Raw genomic sequence first — 16,100 nt, forward strand, 5'->3', positions numbered from 1 at the left:
TTACGGTTCTGCTATTTGCTGTCTTGCCGCCGGTAGGGGAAAATAGCGCCTCTTTGCAGCCCGCTAAAATTTCAGGAGCCACCAATGCCCTCTCGCAGTGATCTAGCTAACGCCATTCGCGCCCTCAGTATGGATGCCGTTCAGAAAGCCAATTCTGGTCACCCCGGTGCTCCAATGGGGATGGCGGATATCGCCGAAGTATTATGGCGCGATTATTTACAGCACAACCCAAACAACCCGTCTTGGGTTAACCGCGACCGCTTTGTATTGTCGAACGGCCATGGTTCTATGCTCATTTACTCTTTGTTGCACCTCACAGGCTACGATTTAGCCATTGAAGATTTGCAGCAATTCCGCCAGTTACATAGCCGCACGCCGGGTCACCCTGAATACGGTTACACACCTGGCGTAGAAACCACCACAGGCCCGTTGGGCCAAGGTGTTGCCAATGCGGTAGGTATGGCGGTGGCAGAAAAAGTATTGGCCGCGCAATTTAACCGTGATGGTTTTGATATTGTTGACCATTACACCTACACCTTCCTCGGCGATGGCTGCATGATGGAAGGGATTTCCCACGAAGTGTGTTCACTTGCTGGGACTTTAGGCTTGGGCAAGCTGGTTGCGTTCTACGACGACAACGGTATTTCAATTGACGGTGAAGTAGAAGGTTGGTTCACCGACGATACTCCAGCGCGTTTTGAAGCTTACGGCTGGCATGTTATTCCCGCCGTTGATGGCCACAATAGTGCCGAGATCGCTCGCGCCATCGAAGCCGCACGCGCAGAAACAGACAAGCCAACGCTCATTTGCTGCAAAACCATCATCGGTAAAGGCTCACCAAATAAGCAGGGCAAAGAAGAAAGTCACGGCGCGGCACTGGGCGATGCAGAAATTGCATTGACTCGCGAAGCCTTGGGCTGGCCGCATGCGCCGTTTGAAATCCCTGAAGAAATTTACGACGACTGGAATGCGCAGGACAAAGGTGCCGCCCTAGAAGCGGCATGGGATGAAACCTTTGAAGCCTACGCGACTAAATACCCAGAGTTGGCGGCAGAGTTTGGTCGCCGCGCAGCAGGTGATTTACCCGCCGACTTCGCTGCTAAGGCCAATGCCTATATTGCACAGTGCCAAGTAGAATCTAAAGACGTTGCTACCCGTAAAGCTTCACAACTTTGCTTAGATGCCTATGGCGCCATGCTGCCAGAGCTATTAGGTGGTTCTGCCGATTTGGCGGGTTCAAACTTAACTATTTGGAAGGGCGCTAAAGCGATCAACGCCGATGACGCCAGCGGTAATTACCTGCACTACGGTGTTCGTGAATTCGGCATGTCGGCAATGATGAACGGCATTGCGCTTCACGGCGGCTTCATAAACTACGGTTCAACCTTTCTCGTATTTATGGAATACGCCCGTAATGCGGTGCGTATGGCGGCGATCATGGGGCAGCGGGTGATTCATATTTATACCCATGACTCCATCGGTCTGGGCGAAGACGGCCCAACCCACCAGCCAATTGAGCAAATTGCCAGCTTACGCGGCACCCCAAATATGTCCTTGTGGCGCCCCTGCGACATGACTGAATCTGCGGTAGCGTGGAAAGCGGCTCTTGAGCGCACAGATGGCCCAAGTGCATTAATCTTTACTCGCCAAGCCTTGCCGCACCAGCAGCGCGATGCTGAGCAATTGGCTAATGTTGCTCGTGGTGCTTATGTGTTGAGCGATTGCGACGGCGAGCCAGAGGCCATCATTATTGCTACAGGTTCAGAAGTGAAGCTGGCGATGGCAGCTCAAGAAATTTTAAGCGGCAAAGGCAAAAAAGTGCGTGTTGTATCCATGCCAAGCAGCGATGTGTTCGACAGCCAAGATGGCGATTACCGCGAGTCAGTATTGCCTAGCAATGTACCTGCCCGCGTTGCCGTTGAAGCGGCTCACCGCGATTACTGGTACAAGTATGTTGGTTTGGATGGTCGCATTATCGGTATGGACAGCTTTGGCGAGTCTGCACCTGCCGATGCGCTGTTTGAATATTTTGGTATCACCACTAACGCGGTTGTTGAAGCCGTTGAGGATTGCCTAGACTGATGTTGCGACTGGCCATAAACGGATACGGCCGCATAGGGCGCTGTGTATTGCGCGCCCTTTACGAATCGCCTTTGCGGGCAAAAATGCAAATTGTCGCTATTAATGAACCAGCAGACTTGGCGACCATTGCGCACCTGACAAGATACGACAGTACTCATGGCCGCTTCCCCGGCTCGGTGGAGCATCGTCACGGTAGCTTAGTCATTAATGACGACGTTATCGCGGTAAGTCATCACGACGATATGGCGAATGTAGATTGGACTCGTCACAACGTCGATGTGGTATTGGAATGTTCTGGTGTGATCAGCCGCTATGCGGATTTAGAGGCACATATTGAACGTGGCGCTCGCCATGTCTTGTTGTCTCAGCCGGGTGAGCCGGGTATTCCGACGATTGTTTACGGCCTAAATCATCAGGAGCTTGATCCTGAGCAGCGCATTGCGTCCAACGCGTCTTGCACGACAAACGGCATAGTGCCGGTTATCGATGTATTGAATAAGGCTTTTGGGGTGCGCTCTGGTTGTATTACCACTATCCATTCGGCAATGAACGATCAGCCGGTATTGGATGCTTATCATCACACTGATTTGCGAAAGACCCGTGCGGCAGGTCAATCGATGATTCCGGTCGATACCGGTTTAGCGGCGGGTATTGGGCGTATTATCCCTGAGCTCGATGGTCGTTTTGCCGCACGTGCGGTCCGCATTCCCACTCACAATGTGTCGGCGATGGAATTAACGGTCAGCTTAAACGCAGATGTGAGTGCCGAAGATGTCAATGCGGCGTTAAAGATGGCGGCCAATGGTCGATTGTCTGGCATTTTAGGTTATAGCGACGAACCGCTGGCATCATGTGATTTTAACCACGACCCACGCTCGGCGATTGTTGATGCGGGGCAGACCCGTGTGGCCGGCGAACTGGTGAGTTTATTTACCTGGTTCGACAATGAATGGGGCTATGCAAACCGCATGTTGGATGTGACCGCGTACTGGCTGTCCTAAGCTATTTTATTTGTGATCTGCGCGGCTTATGCGTGACGTGTCAGTTAATTCTTGTGCGCAGTTTAATTTTAAATTTTATAAGCCTAGCTGGCTTATCTGAACGTGACTCTCGGAAAAGTAGGGAATAAACATGGCAGTAATTAAAATGCAGGATTTGGATTTAGCCGGCAAGCGCGTGCTAATTCGAGAAGATCTGAATGTCCCCATTGCAGATGGTAAAGTCAGTTCAGATGCTCGCCTGCGTGCGGCCTTGCCGACGTTAAAGCTGGCTATAGAAGCGGGCGCGAAAGTGATTGTCATGTCTCATCTTGGTCGTCCGACTGAAGGCGAGTTTGATGCGCAATACTCGCTCAAGCCCGTTGCCGATTATTTAAGTGAGGCACTGGGTGCACCGGTCGCGCTATTAGATGACTGGCAGAATGGCGTATCGCTAGAGAATGGCCAGCTCGCGCTGCTTGAAAACGTGCGCTTTAATACTGGCGAGAAGAAAGACGATGAGGCTTTATCTAAAGCCTACGCCGCACTTTGCGATGTATTCGTGATGGACGCCTTTGGCACCGCGCACCGTGCGCAGGCTTCTACCCATGGCGTGGCCAAATACGCGCCGATTGCCTGTGCTGGCCCTTTGCTTGCCAGTGAATTAGATAACCTAGAGCGCGCATTGGCGAATCCAGCGCGTCCCTTTGTCGCCATCGTGGGCGGTTCAAAGGTATCGACTAAATTAGAAGTGCTCGAAACCCTATCTGACAAAGTAGATCAACTAGTCGTGGGCGGTGGAATTGCTAATACCTTCCTGGCGGCGGCGGGCTACAACGTGGGTAAGTCTTTGTATGAAGAAGACTTGATCCCTAAAGCAAAAGCGCTGATGGAGAAGTGTCATATTCCGATTCCGACGGATGTGATTACCGGTAAAAAATTCGATCCTAATGAACCAGCAACTTTGCGTCCGGTTGAGAATGTCGGCGACGACGATATGATTTTTGATATTGGCCCCGTGTCATCAGCTTGTCTTGCCGAAATTTTGAAACAAGCGGGCACTATTATATGGAATGGCCCAGTTGGCGTATTTGAGTTCGATCAATTTGCTGATGGCACCGAAGATATTGCCCGCGCGATTGCCGAATCCAGCGCATTTTCCATTGCCGGCGGTGGTGATACCCTAGCCGCTGTTGATAAGTTTGGTATTGCCGATCAGGTGTCGTATATCTCGACCGGCGGTGGTGCGTTTTTAGAATATGTAGAAGGCAAAGTATTGCCAGCGGTAGCGATCTTAGAAGAGCGGGCTGGTGGGGCTGTCTGACGTCTGGCGTCGGACGCGAACTGTTCGCCGGACTTCAGACTTCTGACCTCCGACCATACGAATTATTAATGAGTTTAAAAGGAAATCACTAATGGCACTTATCAGTTTACGTCAAATGTTGGATCACGCCGCCGAATACGGTTATGGCGTTCCTGCATTTAACGTTAATAACCTAGAGCAAACCCGCGCCATTATGGAGGCGGCACGCGAGACCAACAGCCCCGTTATCATGCAAGCATCTGCTGGCGCTCGTAAATACGCCGGCGCGCCTTTTCTGCGTCATATGATTTTAGCGGCAATTGAAGAATTCCCTGAAATTCCAGTGGTTATGCATCAGGATCATGGCACCAGCCCAGCTATTTGCCAGCGCTCTATGCAGCTGGGTTTTAGCTCGGTCATGATGGACGGCTCTTTATTAGAAGACGGCAAAACACCGGCTGATTACGATTACAATGTTGATGTAAGCCGTAAAGTGGTTGATATGGCGCACGCCTGTGGCGTATCGGTCGAAGGCGAGTTGGGTTGCCTGGGTTCGCTCGAAACCGGTCAAGCCGGCGAAGAAGACGGTGTTGGCGCAGAGGGCATATTGTCCCACGATCAAATGCTGACTGACCCAGAAGAAGCTGCGGATTTTGTTGCCAAAACCGGCGTTGATGCCTTGGCAATTGCCTGTGGTACTAGCCACGGCGCTTATAAATTTACCCGTCCGCCTACAGGAGATATTCTGGCGATTGATCGTATCAAAGCGATCCATGCACGCATTCCCGATACGCATTTGGTAATGCATGGTAGCTCTAGCGTGCCACAGGATTGGTTGGCGATTATTAATAAATACGGCGGCGAAATTCCAGAAACTTACGGCGTACCGGTTGAACAAATTGCTGAAGGTATTAAATACGGCGTGCGTAAAGTGAATATCGATACCGATCTGCGTTTGGCATCAACTGGCGCAATTCGTCGCTTTTTGGCCGAAAATCCAAGCGAGTTTGATCCGCGTAAATATTTGCAAGAAACGATCAAAGAAATGAAGGCAATTTGTATCGCGCGTTACGAAGCCTTTGGTACGGCTNGTAATGCCTCTAAAATTAAACCGATGAGTTTAGAAGCTATGTATATGGAGTATGACTCTGGCCGTTTAAATCCTAAAGTTAAGTAAATCTCTTTTATGACTGCCGGATATTTATCTGGCAGTCATATCTAGTAAGCTGGCGCTGCTGTATATTTCTTCGCATTATCCCCGCTAATAAATTCTTATTTACCAATTTTTGTAATGAAATTTTTCCTCTCCGTGTTGTCATAAAATATGTGCTAGAATCGCCGCCGCATGCATGTCCGGAATGATAGTTAGCGTAGATGCGTTTCCCAAGAAAATATTTTTCTTATGTTTAGAGTTGGCGCGTCGTGGCTTTTATTACTTTTATAGTGCCCTGTAATCAAAGCCGATAAATGGAATTTTGCTAAATGAGTTGTTGTTATCATAACGGCTCATAGCTTGTGTTATTTTATTTTTAATTATTATTACTTTAAAAGGTTGTTTATGGATATTTCAATGCTGCAGAAGCAATTGCAGGAAGAGCATAAAGCGCTGGATCAAAAATTCAAATTCATATCAGATCTGCAAGCGCTGATGACCAAACATGGTCAAAGCACAGAGGATTTATTAGCAATTCTTACATCTGTACCTTCGGCACCCGTTGCGCCTGCTAAAAAGCGCGGTAGAAAGCCGGGTACAAAAAATGTAGTTGCTAAAGCGAGTGTTACTCCGGTAGCTAAGAAAGCCCGAAAAAAAGCTGCGCCACGGCCACTGCGTACCTTTAAAAATTCTAAAACGGGTGAAGTTGCTGAAACGCGCGCGCCACAGGTAGATAAGGTAATTAAAACTTGGGCAAAAGAGCTTAAAGTAGATTGGCGAACGCTAGAAGTATAAATATTAAAGGGGGCGCAGCCCCCTTTGTTTTTTCGGCGCTACAGGCGCAGCATGCGATAAGGTCAGGCTTGGCGTTTAATAGACGCAAATAATAAGTAACTCATTATACTAATCCACGCGCCAAAAATACCCAGTGGCACCCAAAATGGGAATAAGCCGTTCCATGCAAATACGCCAGATTTAAAGAAAAACGGCAGCATAGCTGGGATAAGTAATACGGCCACCCACATGGTGAAATAGCCGGTCCAGCGTGGGAATATCGGTGTGGAATTTTTGTCTATGAGTATGGCAGCGCCAAGGCTAATAGCTTGCAGCAAGAACGGTGGCGCAGGGGTTATGAGCAGCAACCAGCCAATGTCATTTAATAATAAAATGAGCTCGGCATCGCGCTCGGGTCTGAATGCGGCAAATTCGAAGAAAAAGGCGGGCAGTAGAAAAAACAAGCTGCCAATGGTGCCGCCCATTAATTGCCCAGGACTACAAAAGCCGTTATCACCTTCTATCGTTTTAATTGCTGCCGACAGGCTTATGCTCCACGCGATATAAAAAGCGGATGCCAGCATCATAAATATCATACCGACTCGAATGCCAGTTACGTTGTTTTGGTATATCAGTGCTATTTCTGCTGCGGATGCGCTGGGTTTATGAGCAGGGATATAGTTTGCGAATAGCAACATACCGACCCCAAGTAAGAAAATGAACGCGAAGCCTGACCATGCGCCGGCCAAGTGGGATCGTGAGAGCATTGTGGTGTCCTTATTATGTTTAATTATATCTATNGTAGGTTTTTGTTTGATTTGAATCTAGTAATGCTATTTCGAGTGGCGTTAATAGACATGATCTGGGGGATGGCGACCTGATGTATTACAGGGTGTATGATTAGATAGATAATTCGTCACATAATAAATCAAATATATTGAGCAATAATCTGGAAGGGGTAATGCGACATGAATAGCAGTGTTGATATAGCTGGAAATATTGAACAGGCATCCATTCTACAAGAGGCCTTCCATGCCCAGCGTAGGGCTTATCTGGCCGCGCCTATGCCGGATTATAATCAGCGCAAGCAAGACCTGCTGACTCTGAAGCGAATGATTAATGAAAACCGCGATGCGATAATTTCTGCTATATCAGAGGATTATGGCAATCGCTCACGCCACGAAAGTTTATTCGCCGAAATCATCACGGTGACTGACGGTATCAACGGCATTATTAAAAAGATGAAAGGCTGGATGAAGGTTCAGCGTCGTCATGTTGACCAGATGATGTTTCCGGGCGGTAAAAATAGAGTGATTCCCCAGCCGTTAGGTGTGGTAGGTCTAATCATTCCGTGGAATTTTCCGATTAACCTCAGCATGACGCAAATTACCGCAGCTTTTGCGGCGGGTAACCGCGCAATGGTGAAAATGTCTGAAAACTCCATTGCACTTACTCGATTATTAATCTCGATAGTGCCTAATTATTTCCCACCAGAAAAATTAATGTTCTTTGAAGAGACCGGGCAGGTAGGGATTGAGTTTTCAACGATACCGTTTGATTTACTAGTATTTACGGGCTCTGGCCAAACTGGTCGCGCAGTTATGGCGGCGGCGGCAAAAAATCTAACGCCAGTGGTGTTGGAGCTGGGCGGTAAGGCGCCAGCCATTGTCGATCCAGATTATCCTTTGGAGAAAGCCGTAGATCGCATTCTATTTATTAAGCAGTTTAATGCCGGCCAAATCTGTACCAATGTTGATTATGTGTTTGTTCACCAAAGCAAAATTGAAGAGTTTGTTAGTGCATCGCAAGCATGGGTGAAAAAACACTGCCCAGATATTAATAGCCCTGACTACACATCTATTATTGATGCTCGCTCCTTGCAGCGTCTTGAAGGCACGCTGGAAGATGCCCGCAGCAAAGGTGCGCGGGTGATTAATTTACACGGGGATCAGGGCAGTGACCCCGCGACGCGTAAGATGCCGCTGCATTTGATTTTAGATACCACTGCTGAGATGAATATCCGCAGCCGAGAAACCTTTGGGCCACTGTTGTTGGTGATGGGCTACGATCAGCCAAGTGAGGTGATTGATTACGTTAATGCCAATGACCGTCCGCTGGCAATTTACCCCTTCACCAATAAGCGGGCGCTACAAGACCAATACATTGAGCGTATTATGTCGGGCGGCGTAACCGTTAACGATGCGCTATTCCATGTTGCCCAGCACGACATTCCCTTCGGTGGTGTTGGTCCCAGCGGCATGGGGCATTATCATGGCTATGAAGGTTTTGTGACCTTCTCTAAATTGCGGCCGATCTACTATCAGCCGGCGTTTTCGCCGATGAAATATTTGCGACCACCTTACGGTAAATTCGCGACTGGGTTTTATGAATTTTTAGTGAAGTTTAAGAGTTGAGGCGGTAAAGTTTAGCCTTGTTCGTTTTTCTTTGATCAACGTGCTGTTCAATACCCTAGTTGAGTAGCCCGTTGAATATGATAATGTATGCGTACAGTATGCTCGCTTAAACCTAGATTTTCATTTTAGTATCGCTGCGGGCGTCCGAGCTCAGCACTTTATTTATACTGCTAATTACTACCCCTTCCTGTTTTTGAAACGCAATGCTCACCGGAACAAACGGAGATTCGTCATGGCTATAAATTTTACTCTTAATGGTAAGCCGGCTGAAGTTGATGTCGCGCCCGATACCCCATTGTTATGGGTCTTGCGTGATGAGCTGAAAATGACCGGAACCAAGTTTGGTTGTGGCATTGCTCAATGTGGCGCCTGCACTGTGCATTTTAATGGCAATGCCATGCGGTCCTGCTCGCTGCCGGTACAGGCAGTAGAGGGTCAGAACGTGACGACCATCGAGGGCGAAGTCAGCCCACAGGCCAAGGCCTTGCAAGCTGCCTGGGATGAGCTTGCGGTTTACCAATGTGGTTACTGCCAGTCGGGGCAGCTGATGTCTGCTGCCAAGTTACTGCGGGATAAGCCGCAGCCCACCGATGACGATATCGACCAATTTATGTCGGGCAATATTTGCCGCTGTGCTACCTATCAGCGGATTCGCGCCGGGATTAAACAGGCCGCAACGAGCTTGGCAAAAGAGGTGGCGGCATGAGTACGGTGCAAGGATTAAGCCGCAGACTGTTTCTTATTCGCAGCGCGCAGGCGGGAGCGGGGTTGACGCTAGGTATGAGTATTAGCGGTCAGTTATTGGCCGCTGGCGAAGCGACAGATTTTGAGCCGAATGCCTTTGTGACTATTCAGCCGGACAATACCGTCGTCATTACCATAAAGCATTTGGAAATGGGGCAGGGTACGTATACCGGTTTGGCAACCATTGTTGCTGAAGAGCTGGACGCAGATTGGTCTCAGATTAAAGCGGTAGCTGCGCCGGCCAATACCAAAAAATACGCGAATTTGTCCATGGGCTTTCAGCTTACTGGCGGCAGCACGGCCATTGCCAATTCCTATACTCAAATGCGAGAGGCGGGTGCTACCGCTAAAGCGATGTTACTTGCCGCCGCCGCTGAGCGCTGGAAGCAGCCGGTTTCAAGTCTCACGGTTAAGTCGGGCAAGGTGATTCACGCGGCGTCAGGTCGTCAGGCGAGCTTTGGTGACCTGGCGGCAGCGGCCGCTAAGCAGCCAATGCCCAAGAAAATCACCTTAAAAAATCCCAGTGAATTTGTACTCATTGGCAAGGCCAAGCTCAGCCGGAAAGACAGCGGTAAAACCGATGGCACCGCGATTTTTACCCAAGATGTGCAATTACCCGACATGTTAACCGCTGTGGTGGCCCACCCGCCGTTATTTGGTGCCACCCTAAAATCTGTCGATGCTAGTCAAGCGAAAGCGCTGCCCGGTGTTAAGGCCGTGGTGAAAATTCCCAGTGGTGTGGCGGTATTGGCCGATAGTTTTTGGCAGGCGAAAAAAGGCCGTGATGCCCTAAAATTGCAGTGGGAGGGCGGCAGCGAACGCAGCTCAGAAGACATTATTGCCGACTACAAAAAGCTGGCTGATACACCCGGTTTAAGCGCGGCTAAAAAAGGTAGTGTGGCGCCAGCCTTGGCCAGCGGCAAGCATGTTTTGGAAGCGGAATTTGAATTTCCCTTTTTGGCTCACGCGGCAATGGAACCCATGAACTGCGCCTTGCAGAAGGACAGCAAAGGCGTAGAGATGTGGTATGGCTGCCAAGGGCAGAGCTGGGATCAGCAAAACGTGGCCAAGGTTTTCGGCATTGCCGCAGAGCAAGTCACCATTAATACCTTATATGCCGGTGGCAGCTTTGGTCGTCGGGCAACGGTTGGGTCGGATTACCCTGTTGAACTCGCAGAAATTGTCAAAGCCTGGGGTGGCTCCGCGCCGGTTAAGCTGGTGTGGACCCGCGAAGATGACACCCTCAGCGGCTATTATCGGCCTATGTATGTTCATAAATTGACCGCCGCGCTGGATGCGTCGGGTGAGCTAAGCGCTTGGCAGCAGCGTATTGTTGGTCAGTCTATTATGGGGGCGGGAAAATCCGTCGATCACACCTCGGTCGAAGGTGCATCAAATCTGCCGTACGCAATTCCCAACCTTAGTGTCGAGTCCCACAACACCCAAGAAGCCGTGCCTATTTCTTGGTGGCGCAGCGTGGGCTCTACTCACACCGCCTATGCGGTAGAAACCTTTATTGACGAGCTGGCTCACAAGGCCGAGCGCGACCCCGTTGAGTTTCGTTTGGCGCTGTTAAAAAATGAGCCTCGCTATGCGGGCGTTCTCAAACTCGCTGCGGAAAAAGCGCAGTGGGCTAAGTCTTTGCCTGAGGGGCATTTTCACGGCGTAGCGCTGCATAAGTCGTTTGGTACTTATGTTGCTCAGGTGGCGGAGATTGCAGCGCAGAAGGACGGCAAGTTCAAGGTCGTCAAAGTGACGTGTGCTGTGGATTGTGGGGTGGCTATTAATCCCGATGTGATTGCCGCGCAAATGGAAGGTGGCATTGGTTTTGGCCTATCGCCGCTGATGTTCAGCGAAATTACCCTAAAAACCGGCAAGCCTCAGCAGCGTAACTTTGATGCCTATAAAGTGCTGCGCATGCGTCATATGCCAGAGGTTTCGGTGCACATCGTTCCATCTGCAGAAGCGCCTACGGGGGTGGGTGAGCCCGGCACGCCGGTAATTGCGCCAGCAGTGGCAAATGCCCTATTTGCGGCGACAGGCACGCGCCTACGTAAATTACCGGTTGGGGGCGATTACTTCACCGCATAAAATCCGTTTTCATCTGCCCTCCGTATATATTGACTGAAAGGTCAATTTTGTATGCGATAACTGTGCTCCCTCTGTGGATCACAGTTATCGTGCTTGGAGAATAATAAAGGGTAATAACCCGAAGGAGGGTGTATGAAACGGCTAATTACAATGTTGCTAGGTGCATGTTTGTCGATGGCGGCGCAGGCAGATACCACAGACGTGTTAACTGTGAAGCAAATGGTTGAGCTTACTCAGTATCATCGAGTGGGCGCCGATGGCGATTCGGTGCTGCGCGGTATGAGCATTACTAAACGGATCCCAAAAGGCTGGGTTGACGACTTCAGCGAACGCTATATTCGCACTATTGTCGATGACGAAGGCATAACGCGCCATCAGGTATTGTTGGAGATGCGATACGTTGGGGGCTGGCGCTACTACCGTGCGGCCACTTTGGCCGACGGGCAGCAACTGACATTTAATGCTGAAGAGCGTCGGTTTTCTCGTTGCTCAAGTGCTTTCCTCAAATGTGATCAGCGCGAAGTTGTTACCGCAGACCTAAGTCATGATCAGTTGAAAGACGCTATGACAAACGGCTTGGCGGTGTATTTTGACGCTAAAAAACCGGGACGAGATACCGTGGCGCAGTTTCCGCCAGCCTACGTGTTGGCGTATTTGATTAAGCTAGACGGTGAAGATGCCGTGTTGCCTGCTGGTGACGAGAAGGAGAAATCTAAAGTCGTCGTCATCAATGCTAGCCGGTAGTAAATGAGCATAGTCATGCATGGGCTGACGTTAAATAATGATGTTCATTTATTGTTAGTCGTCAAGGGTGGAATAGCTATTCTAGCCTTTGGCCATCAATAAAATTCAAAAAATGCTGCGCGACCTCTACAGGGTCTTCGACCTGAGGGTAGTGGCCAATGGTCGCCAATTCACCTAAGTAATCTAAACGACATTTTAGCTCTTTATAGCGTGCGACCATATGTGCCCCAGAGACGGGATCTACTGAGCCATTGATTAAGGCCAGCGGTATAGTTGATTTTTGTAGGACGCCCACCCAGCGTTCGCGATGCTGTTTACGATCCCGCATATAGGTAATTAAATTGTGAAATATGTGCTTTCCGCCTTTCTCATTAATGAGCGCCCAAAAGAGCCCTAATTCTTCTTCGGTGGGTTTGGTGTGTTCACCAAATACGGAACTAAATCGAGCGCTAAATTGTTTATAGCCAGATAGCTTATTGAGTATTGGGCCCAAGGGACTCAGTAGTAATTTTTGGGTCAATATTGCGCGGTGTGTTTCAGGAAATAAGCCGCCATTTAAAAAACAGCATGACAGCCATGTGCCCACGCCGACGCCTTGTTGCTGTCTTGCCAATAGCTCTTGGGCTACGGTGTCGCCGTAGTCGTGAGCCAATACATGGAATTCTTTTAAGGATTTGGCCGCTACCAGCGCCTCAACAATATCGGCTTGGCTATGAATGGAGTAGGTACTCACATTGGGTTTGTCTGAATAGCCAAAGCCCAGCATATCGAGTGTGACTAGGCGAAAGCGTGATTTTAGCGTATCCCAAATGCTATGCCAGTCCCAGCTTGAGGTTGGAAATCCGTGGATAAGCAGCAATACCGGGAGGTCGCTCGCGCCGTCGTCTTTAACGAATATTTGATGGCCCTTGAGTTCTAGCCACTCTCCGCTGGCTTTCCAGCTGACAAGGGCTGTATTTAAATTGCTTTTATTTTGAGTGTTCATGTTTACCCCAATATAACCATGCATTACGCAAATAGAGTGGACTAATGTTTTGCTATTAAAACTGAACTTGACGTCTAGTTCAAGTTTTGGCTATATTGCGTAGATCAACGGTTTGATACGCCGTACAAGTCGACAATTAGAGCCACGCAATGAAAGCCATACCAAGCCAAGCGAGAGCCAAACAAAAACACGCCGCCTTAATCGCGGCGGCAAGCGAGTGTTTTGTTAGCTACGGCTATCACAACACCACGGCAAAGATCGTGGCAAGCAAAGCGGGCGTCGCGACGGGTACTTTTTATCAGTATTTTGAAAATAAAGAAGACATGTTGCGCGTCATAGCAAAGCAGCGCATGGAAGAGCTTTATCAACAGGTGCCGTCGGCGACCGAGTTTCTTGAACTTAGTAGCAAGGTGGAAAAAGCCTCTGTAAAACCGGGTGCCACGGAACGGATTTTTCACCATGTTTTGGAGCTTATCTATGCTTTTCATGAGCAAGCACCTGAGCTTCATCAAATATTAGAGCAGCGCAAAGAACTCGATCCGGAACTGGCCGAAATTTTAGGCCAGGGCGAAAAAATGCTATATGACCGCGTACTGATGTTTGTGAATCGCTTCAATATTGAAAACGCCGATGCCGTTGCCTTTAACTTATTTGCCATGGCAGAGGGCTTGGTGCATCGCCAGGTATTTGGCAGCCCAAGGCAATCGAAAGCCCTTACATTACAACTGGGCGCAGCCATGCTCGCCAGTTATTTTGATAACTTATAAAAATAGAGATAATAAGCCATGAGTTCATCAGTGATAGTCGACACCCTGATTCAGAATGCAAAGATCTTTAATAACGGTGAAGCCGCGGTTGTAGAAGACATTGCCATAGCCAACGGTAAAATTGTGGCACGTGGTAAAAATCTAGATGTGGAGCGCGCGACACGGGTGATCGACGGCAGTGGTAAATGGCTTATGCCGGGGCTGTTTGATATTCACACCCACTACGATCTAGAGCTCGAAGTCGCGCCCGGTTTACCCGAGTCGGTGCGGCACGGTACGACCTCGGTTGTTATCGCGAATTGTAGTTTAGGTTTGGCGTTCGGCAATCAGCGCAGCGGCGATATAGACCCCATCGTCGATTGCTTTGCTCGGGTCGAGAATTTACCAAAGTCCTTGTTGCGCAGCTGCGCAGACAAAGTTTACTGGGACTCACCAAAAGCGTATTTGGAACATCTAGAGCAGCTAAATCTCGGCCCCAATGTCGTCACCTTATTTCCGCACTCAATGTTACGTATTGATGCCATGGGATTTGATGCCAGTATTAGCCGCGACCCAAGTGACAGTGAATTAAAGAACATGCAGGCTACCTTGGGCGCTGCGCTTAAACTGGGTTACGCGGGCTTTTCGACCGACGCCTTGCCCTTTCATTACTTGGCTAATCAGCCGAATTGCGAAAAAACTATCCCCACCCAATTTGCCAAATACGAAGAAATTAAAGCATTGACTCAGGTCGTGCGGGACAACGGCGCGGTATGGCAGGCAACACCACCAAAAGACAGTGCGATTAACACCTTAAAAACGTTTTTGTTGACCAGTGGCAGACTGCATAAACGACCATTGCGAACCACGGTCGTCGCTGCCTTAGATGTGGCGAATAACCGGAAACTTCTACGCTTAGCGAAGTTGCTTAGCAAAGTTTTAAATTCCAAATTTCTCCGCGGTGACTTTCATCTTCAGGCCTTGGGTGCGCCGTTTAAAGTTTGGTCAGATGGTGCAGTAACGCCACTGTCAGAAGAGATACCTGAGCTTAGAAAGCTGAATGAAACCGACATTGAAGATCGCGACGCGCGGCTACGTATCCTGAATGACGCCGATTACATTAAAGCGTTTAGGGTAATGTGGCTAAAGGGTAAGCATGGCTGGAGCGTGGCGAGGCTAAAGCGTATTCTCAATATGGAAGACTATGCTTTCAATCGCAACTTAAGTGATATGACCGTGGAGGGCTGCCCAATTGATAATTGGGTAGGCTTGAATATGCAGCACCTGCTGGACCGCATCATCGCGATTAAACGCGGCGAGACGCCGAGCGGATGTAATGACGCAGAAAAAGAGATCATTAACAGTGATTTCTTTTGGATCAGCGACGAAGCGGACTTTATGCTGCAGCTGTTGCGTAGCTTTGACCTTGACCTTAGCTGGAGCACAGTCACAGCGAACCGCAACCCAGAGACTATTCGCGAATTATTAATGAATCCCCTGCTTATGCCAGGCTTCAACGACTGCGGCGCGCATCTGACCAATATGGCGTTTTACGATGTTAATTTGCGCAGCCTCAAACTCGCCTCCAGTGGCGGTGATAAAGACGTCTCGTATATGGTGAAGCGACTTACCAAAGATGCCGCAAATCTCTTTGGTGTTAAAGGCGGCACGATCAACGAAGGGGATACTGCAGATTTGATTTTAGTTGACCCACAGGCGCTGGCGAACTACGACGGCGAAGCCCACGTTATTCGCCAGTTCCGCACCGAATACAATCACGATCAATTAGTGAATCGCTCCGACGGTGTGGTGCCGCTGGTAATGATTGCCGGTAATGTCGCCTGGGAAAATGATGATTTCTCCAGCCAATTTGGTAACAAGCCAATGGGGCGTTTACTCAGAGCGACAGCAAGCTAGGGCGTACTGTTCTCGTTAGAAATGATTGCAGTATCGATACGTGGCGCGAGGGTTTTCTTGCCTATTTCCTAGACGGATATCGTCGTTGCGCCTAGGGCAAAGGGGTTGTCGTTAGCTTCAATATAGAGTTGAAGATGCAACTCATTGCTTAGTATCAATTTGGTGCTATT

Annotated in this window: 13 protein-coding genes; 11 read left to right on the forward strand and 2 right to left on the reverse strand. The window is 49.2% G+C overall.

Going from position 1 to position 16,100, the window contains the following annotated elements; genetic code table 11:
- The first annotated feature begins 84 nt into the window (after positions 1–84).
- From tkt to GVJ32_RS13085, 5 genes are all read left to right on the forward strand, one after another.
- Positions 85–2,082, forward strand: a complete 1,998-nt coding sequence (gene tkt, locus GVJ32_RS13065; RefSeq protein WP_159240543.1) for a transketolase — start codon at positions 85–87, stop codon at positions 2,080–2,082.
- On the forward strand, positions 2,082–3,083 hold the full coding sequence (locus GVJ32_RS13070; RefSeq protein WP_159240544.1) for a type I glyceraldehyde-3-phosphate dehydrogenase: 1,002 nt from the start codon (positions 2,082–2,084) through the stop codon (positions 3,081–3,083). The genes tkt and GVJ32_RS13070 overlap by 1 nt, the downstream gene beginning before the upstream one ends.
- A 130-nt stretch (positions 3,084–3,213) precedes the next feature.
- Complete coding sequence (locus tag GVJ32_RS13075) at positions 3,214–4,383, forward strand: phosphoglycerate kinase (protein ID WP_159240545.1); 1,170 nt, start codon at positions 3,214–3,216, stop codon at positions 4,381–4,383.
- 91 nt (positions 4,384–4,474) lie between these two features.
- Positions 4,475–5,539, forward strand: a complete 1,065-nt coding sequence (gene fba, locus GVJ32_RS13080; protein ID WP_159240546.1) for a class II fructose-bisphosphate aldolase — start codon at positions 4,475–4,477, stop codon at positions 5,537–5,539.
- A 381-nt stretch (positions 5,540–5,920) separates the two neighbouring features.
- On the forward strand, positions 5,921–6,310 hold the full coding sequence (locus GVJ32_RS13085) for a hypothetical protein (protein WP_159240547.1): 390 nt from the start codon (positions 5,921–5,923) through the stop codon (positions 6,308–6,310).
- Positions 6,311–6,372: 62 nt separating this feature from the next.
- Here GVJ32_RS13085 and GVJ32_RS13090 read toward each other — a convergent pair whose 3' ends face one another.
- The gene (locus GVJ32_RS13090) at positions 6,373–7,056 is read right to left on the reverse strand and encodes a hypothetical protein (protein ID WP_159240548.1); all 684 of its coding nucleotides are present in this window, start codon (positions 7,054–7,056) and stop codon (positions 6,373–6,375) included.
- Between the two features lie 201 nt (positions 7,057–7,257).
- Here GVJ32_RS13090 and GVJ32_RS13095 point away from each other — a divergent pair, with 201 nt between their 5' ends.
- From GVJ32_RS13095 to GVJ32_RS13110, 4 genes are all read left to right on the forward strand, one after another.
- Positions 7,258–8,703: a coniferyl aldehyde dehydrogenase gene (locus tag GVJ32_RS13095; RefSeq protein WP_159240549.1), complete on the forward strand. Its 1,446-nt coding sequence runs from the start codon at positions 7,258–7,260 to the stop codon at positions 8,701–8,703.
- A gap of 232 nt (positions 8,704–8,935) precedes the next feature.
- Positions 8,936–9,409 (forward strand): (2Fe-2S)-binding protein, encoded by a 474-nt coding sequence (locus tag GVJ32_RS13100; RefSeq protein ID WP_159240550.1) that lies wholly within the window; start codon positions 8,936–8,938, stop codon positions 9,407–9,409.
- Positions 9,406–11,538: a xanthine dehydrogenase family protein molybdopterin-binding subunit gene (locus GVJ32_RS13105; protein ID WP_159240551.1), complete on the forward strand. Its 2,133-nt coding sequence runs from the start codon at positions 9,406–9,408 to the stop codon at positions 11,536–11,538. Before GVJ32_RS13100 ends, GVJ32_RS13105 begins: the two co-directional genes overlap by 4 nt.
- A 132-nt stretch (positions 11,539–11,670) precedes the next feature.
- On the forward strand, positions 11,671–12,282 hold the full coding sequence (locus GVJ32_RS13110; RefSeq protein WP_159240552.1) for a hypothetical protein: 612 nt from the start codon (positions 11,671–11,673) through the stop codon (positions 12,280–12,282).
- A 76-nt stretch (positions 12,283–12,358) separates the two neighbouring features.
- Here GVJ32_RS13110 and GVJ32_RS13115 read toward each other — a convergent pair whose 3' ends face one another.
- Positions 12,359–13,267, reverse strand: a complete 909-nt coding sequence (locus GVJ32_RS13115) for an alpha/beta fold hydrolase (protein WP_159240553.1) — start codon at positions 13,265–13,267, stop codon at positions 12,359–12,361.
- 149 nt (positions 13,268–13,416) lie between these two features.
- Between GVJ32_RS13115 and GVJ32_RS13120 the strand changes: the two genes are divergently transcribed.
- Both GVJ32_RS13120 and GVJ32_RS13125 read left to right on the forward strand, forming a co-directional pair.
- Positions 13,417–14,034: a TetR/AcrR family transcriptional regulator gene (locus tag GVJ32_RS13120; protein WP_159240554.1), complete on the forward strand. Its 618-nt coding sequence runs from the start codon at positions 13,417–13,419 to the stop codon at positions 14,032–14,034.
- A gap of 18 nt (positions 14,035–14,052) precedes the next feature.
- Complete coding sequence (locus GVJ32_RS13125) at positions 14,053–15,930, forward strand: N-acyl-D-amino-acid deacylase family protein (protein WP_159240555.1); 1,878 nt, start codon at positions 14,053–14,055, stop codon at positions 15,928–15,930.
- Positions 15,931–16,100 lie beyond the last annotated feature (170 nt).

Source organism: Zhongshania aliphaticivorans (genome assembly GCF_902705855.1).
GTDB lineage: Bacteria > Pseudomonadota > Gammaproteobacteria > Pseudomonadales > Spongiibacteraceae > Spongiibacter > Spongiibacter aliphaticivorans_B.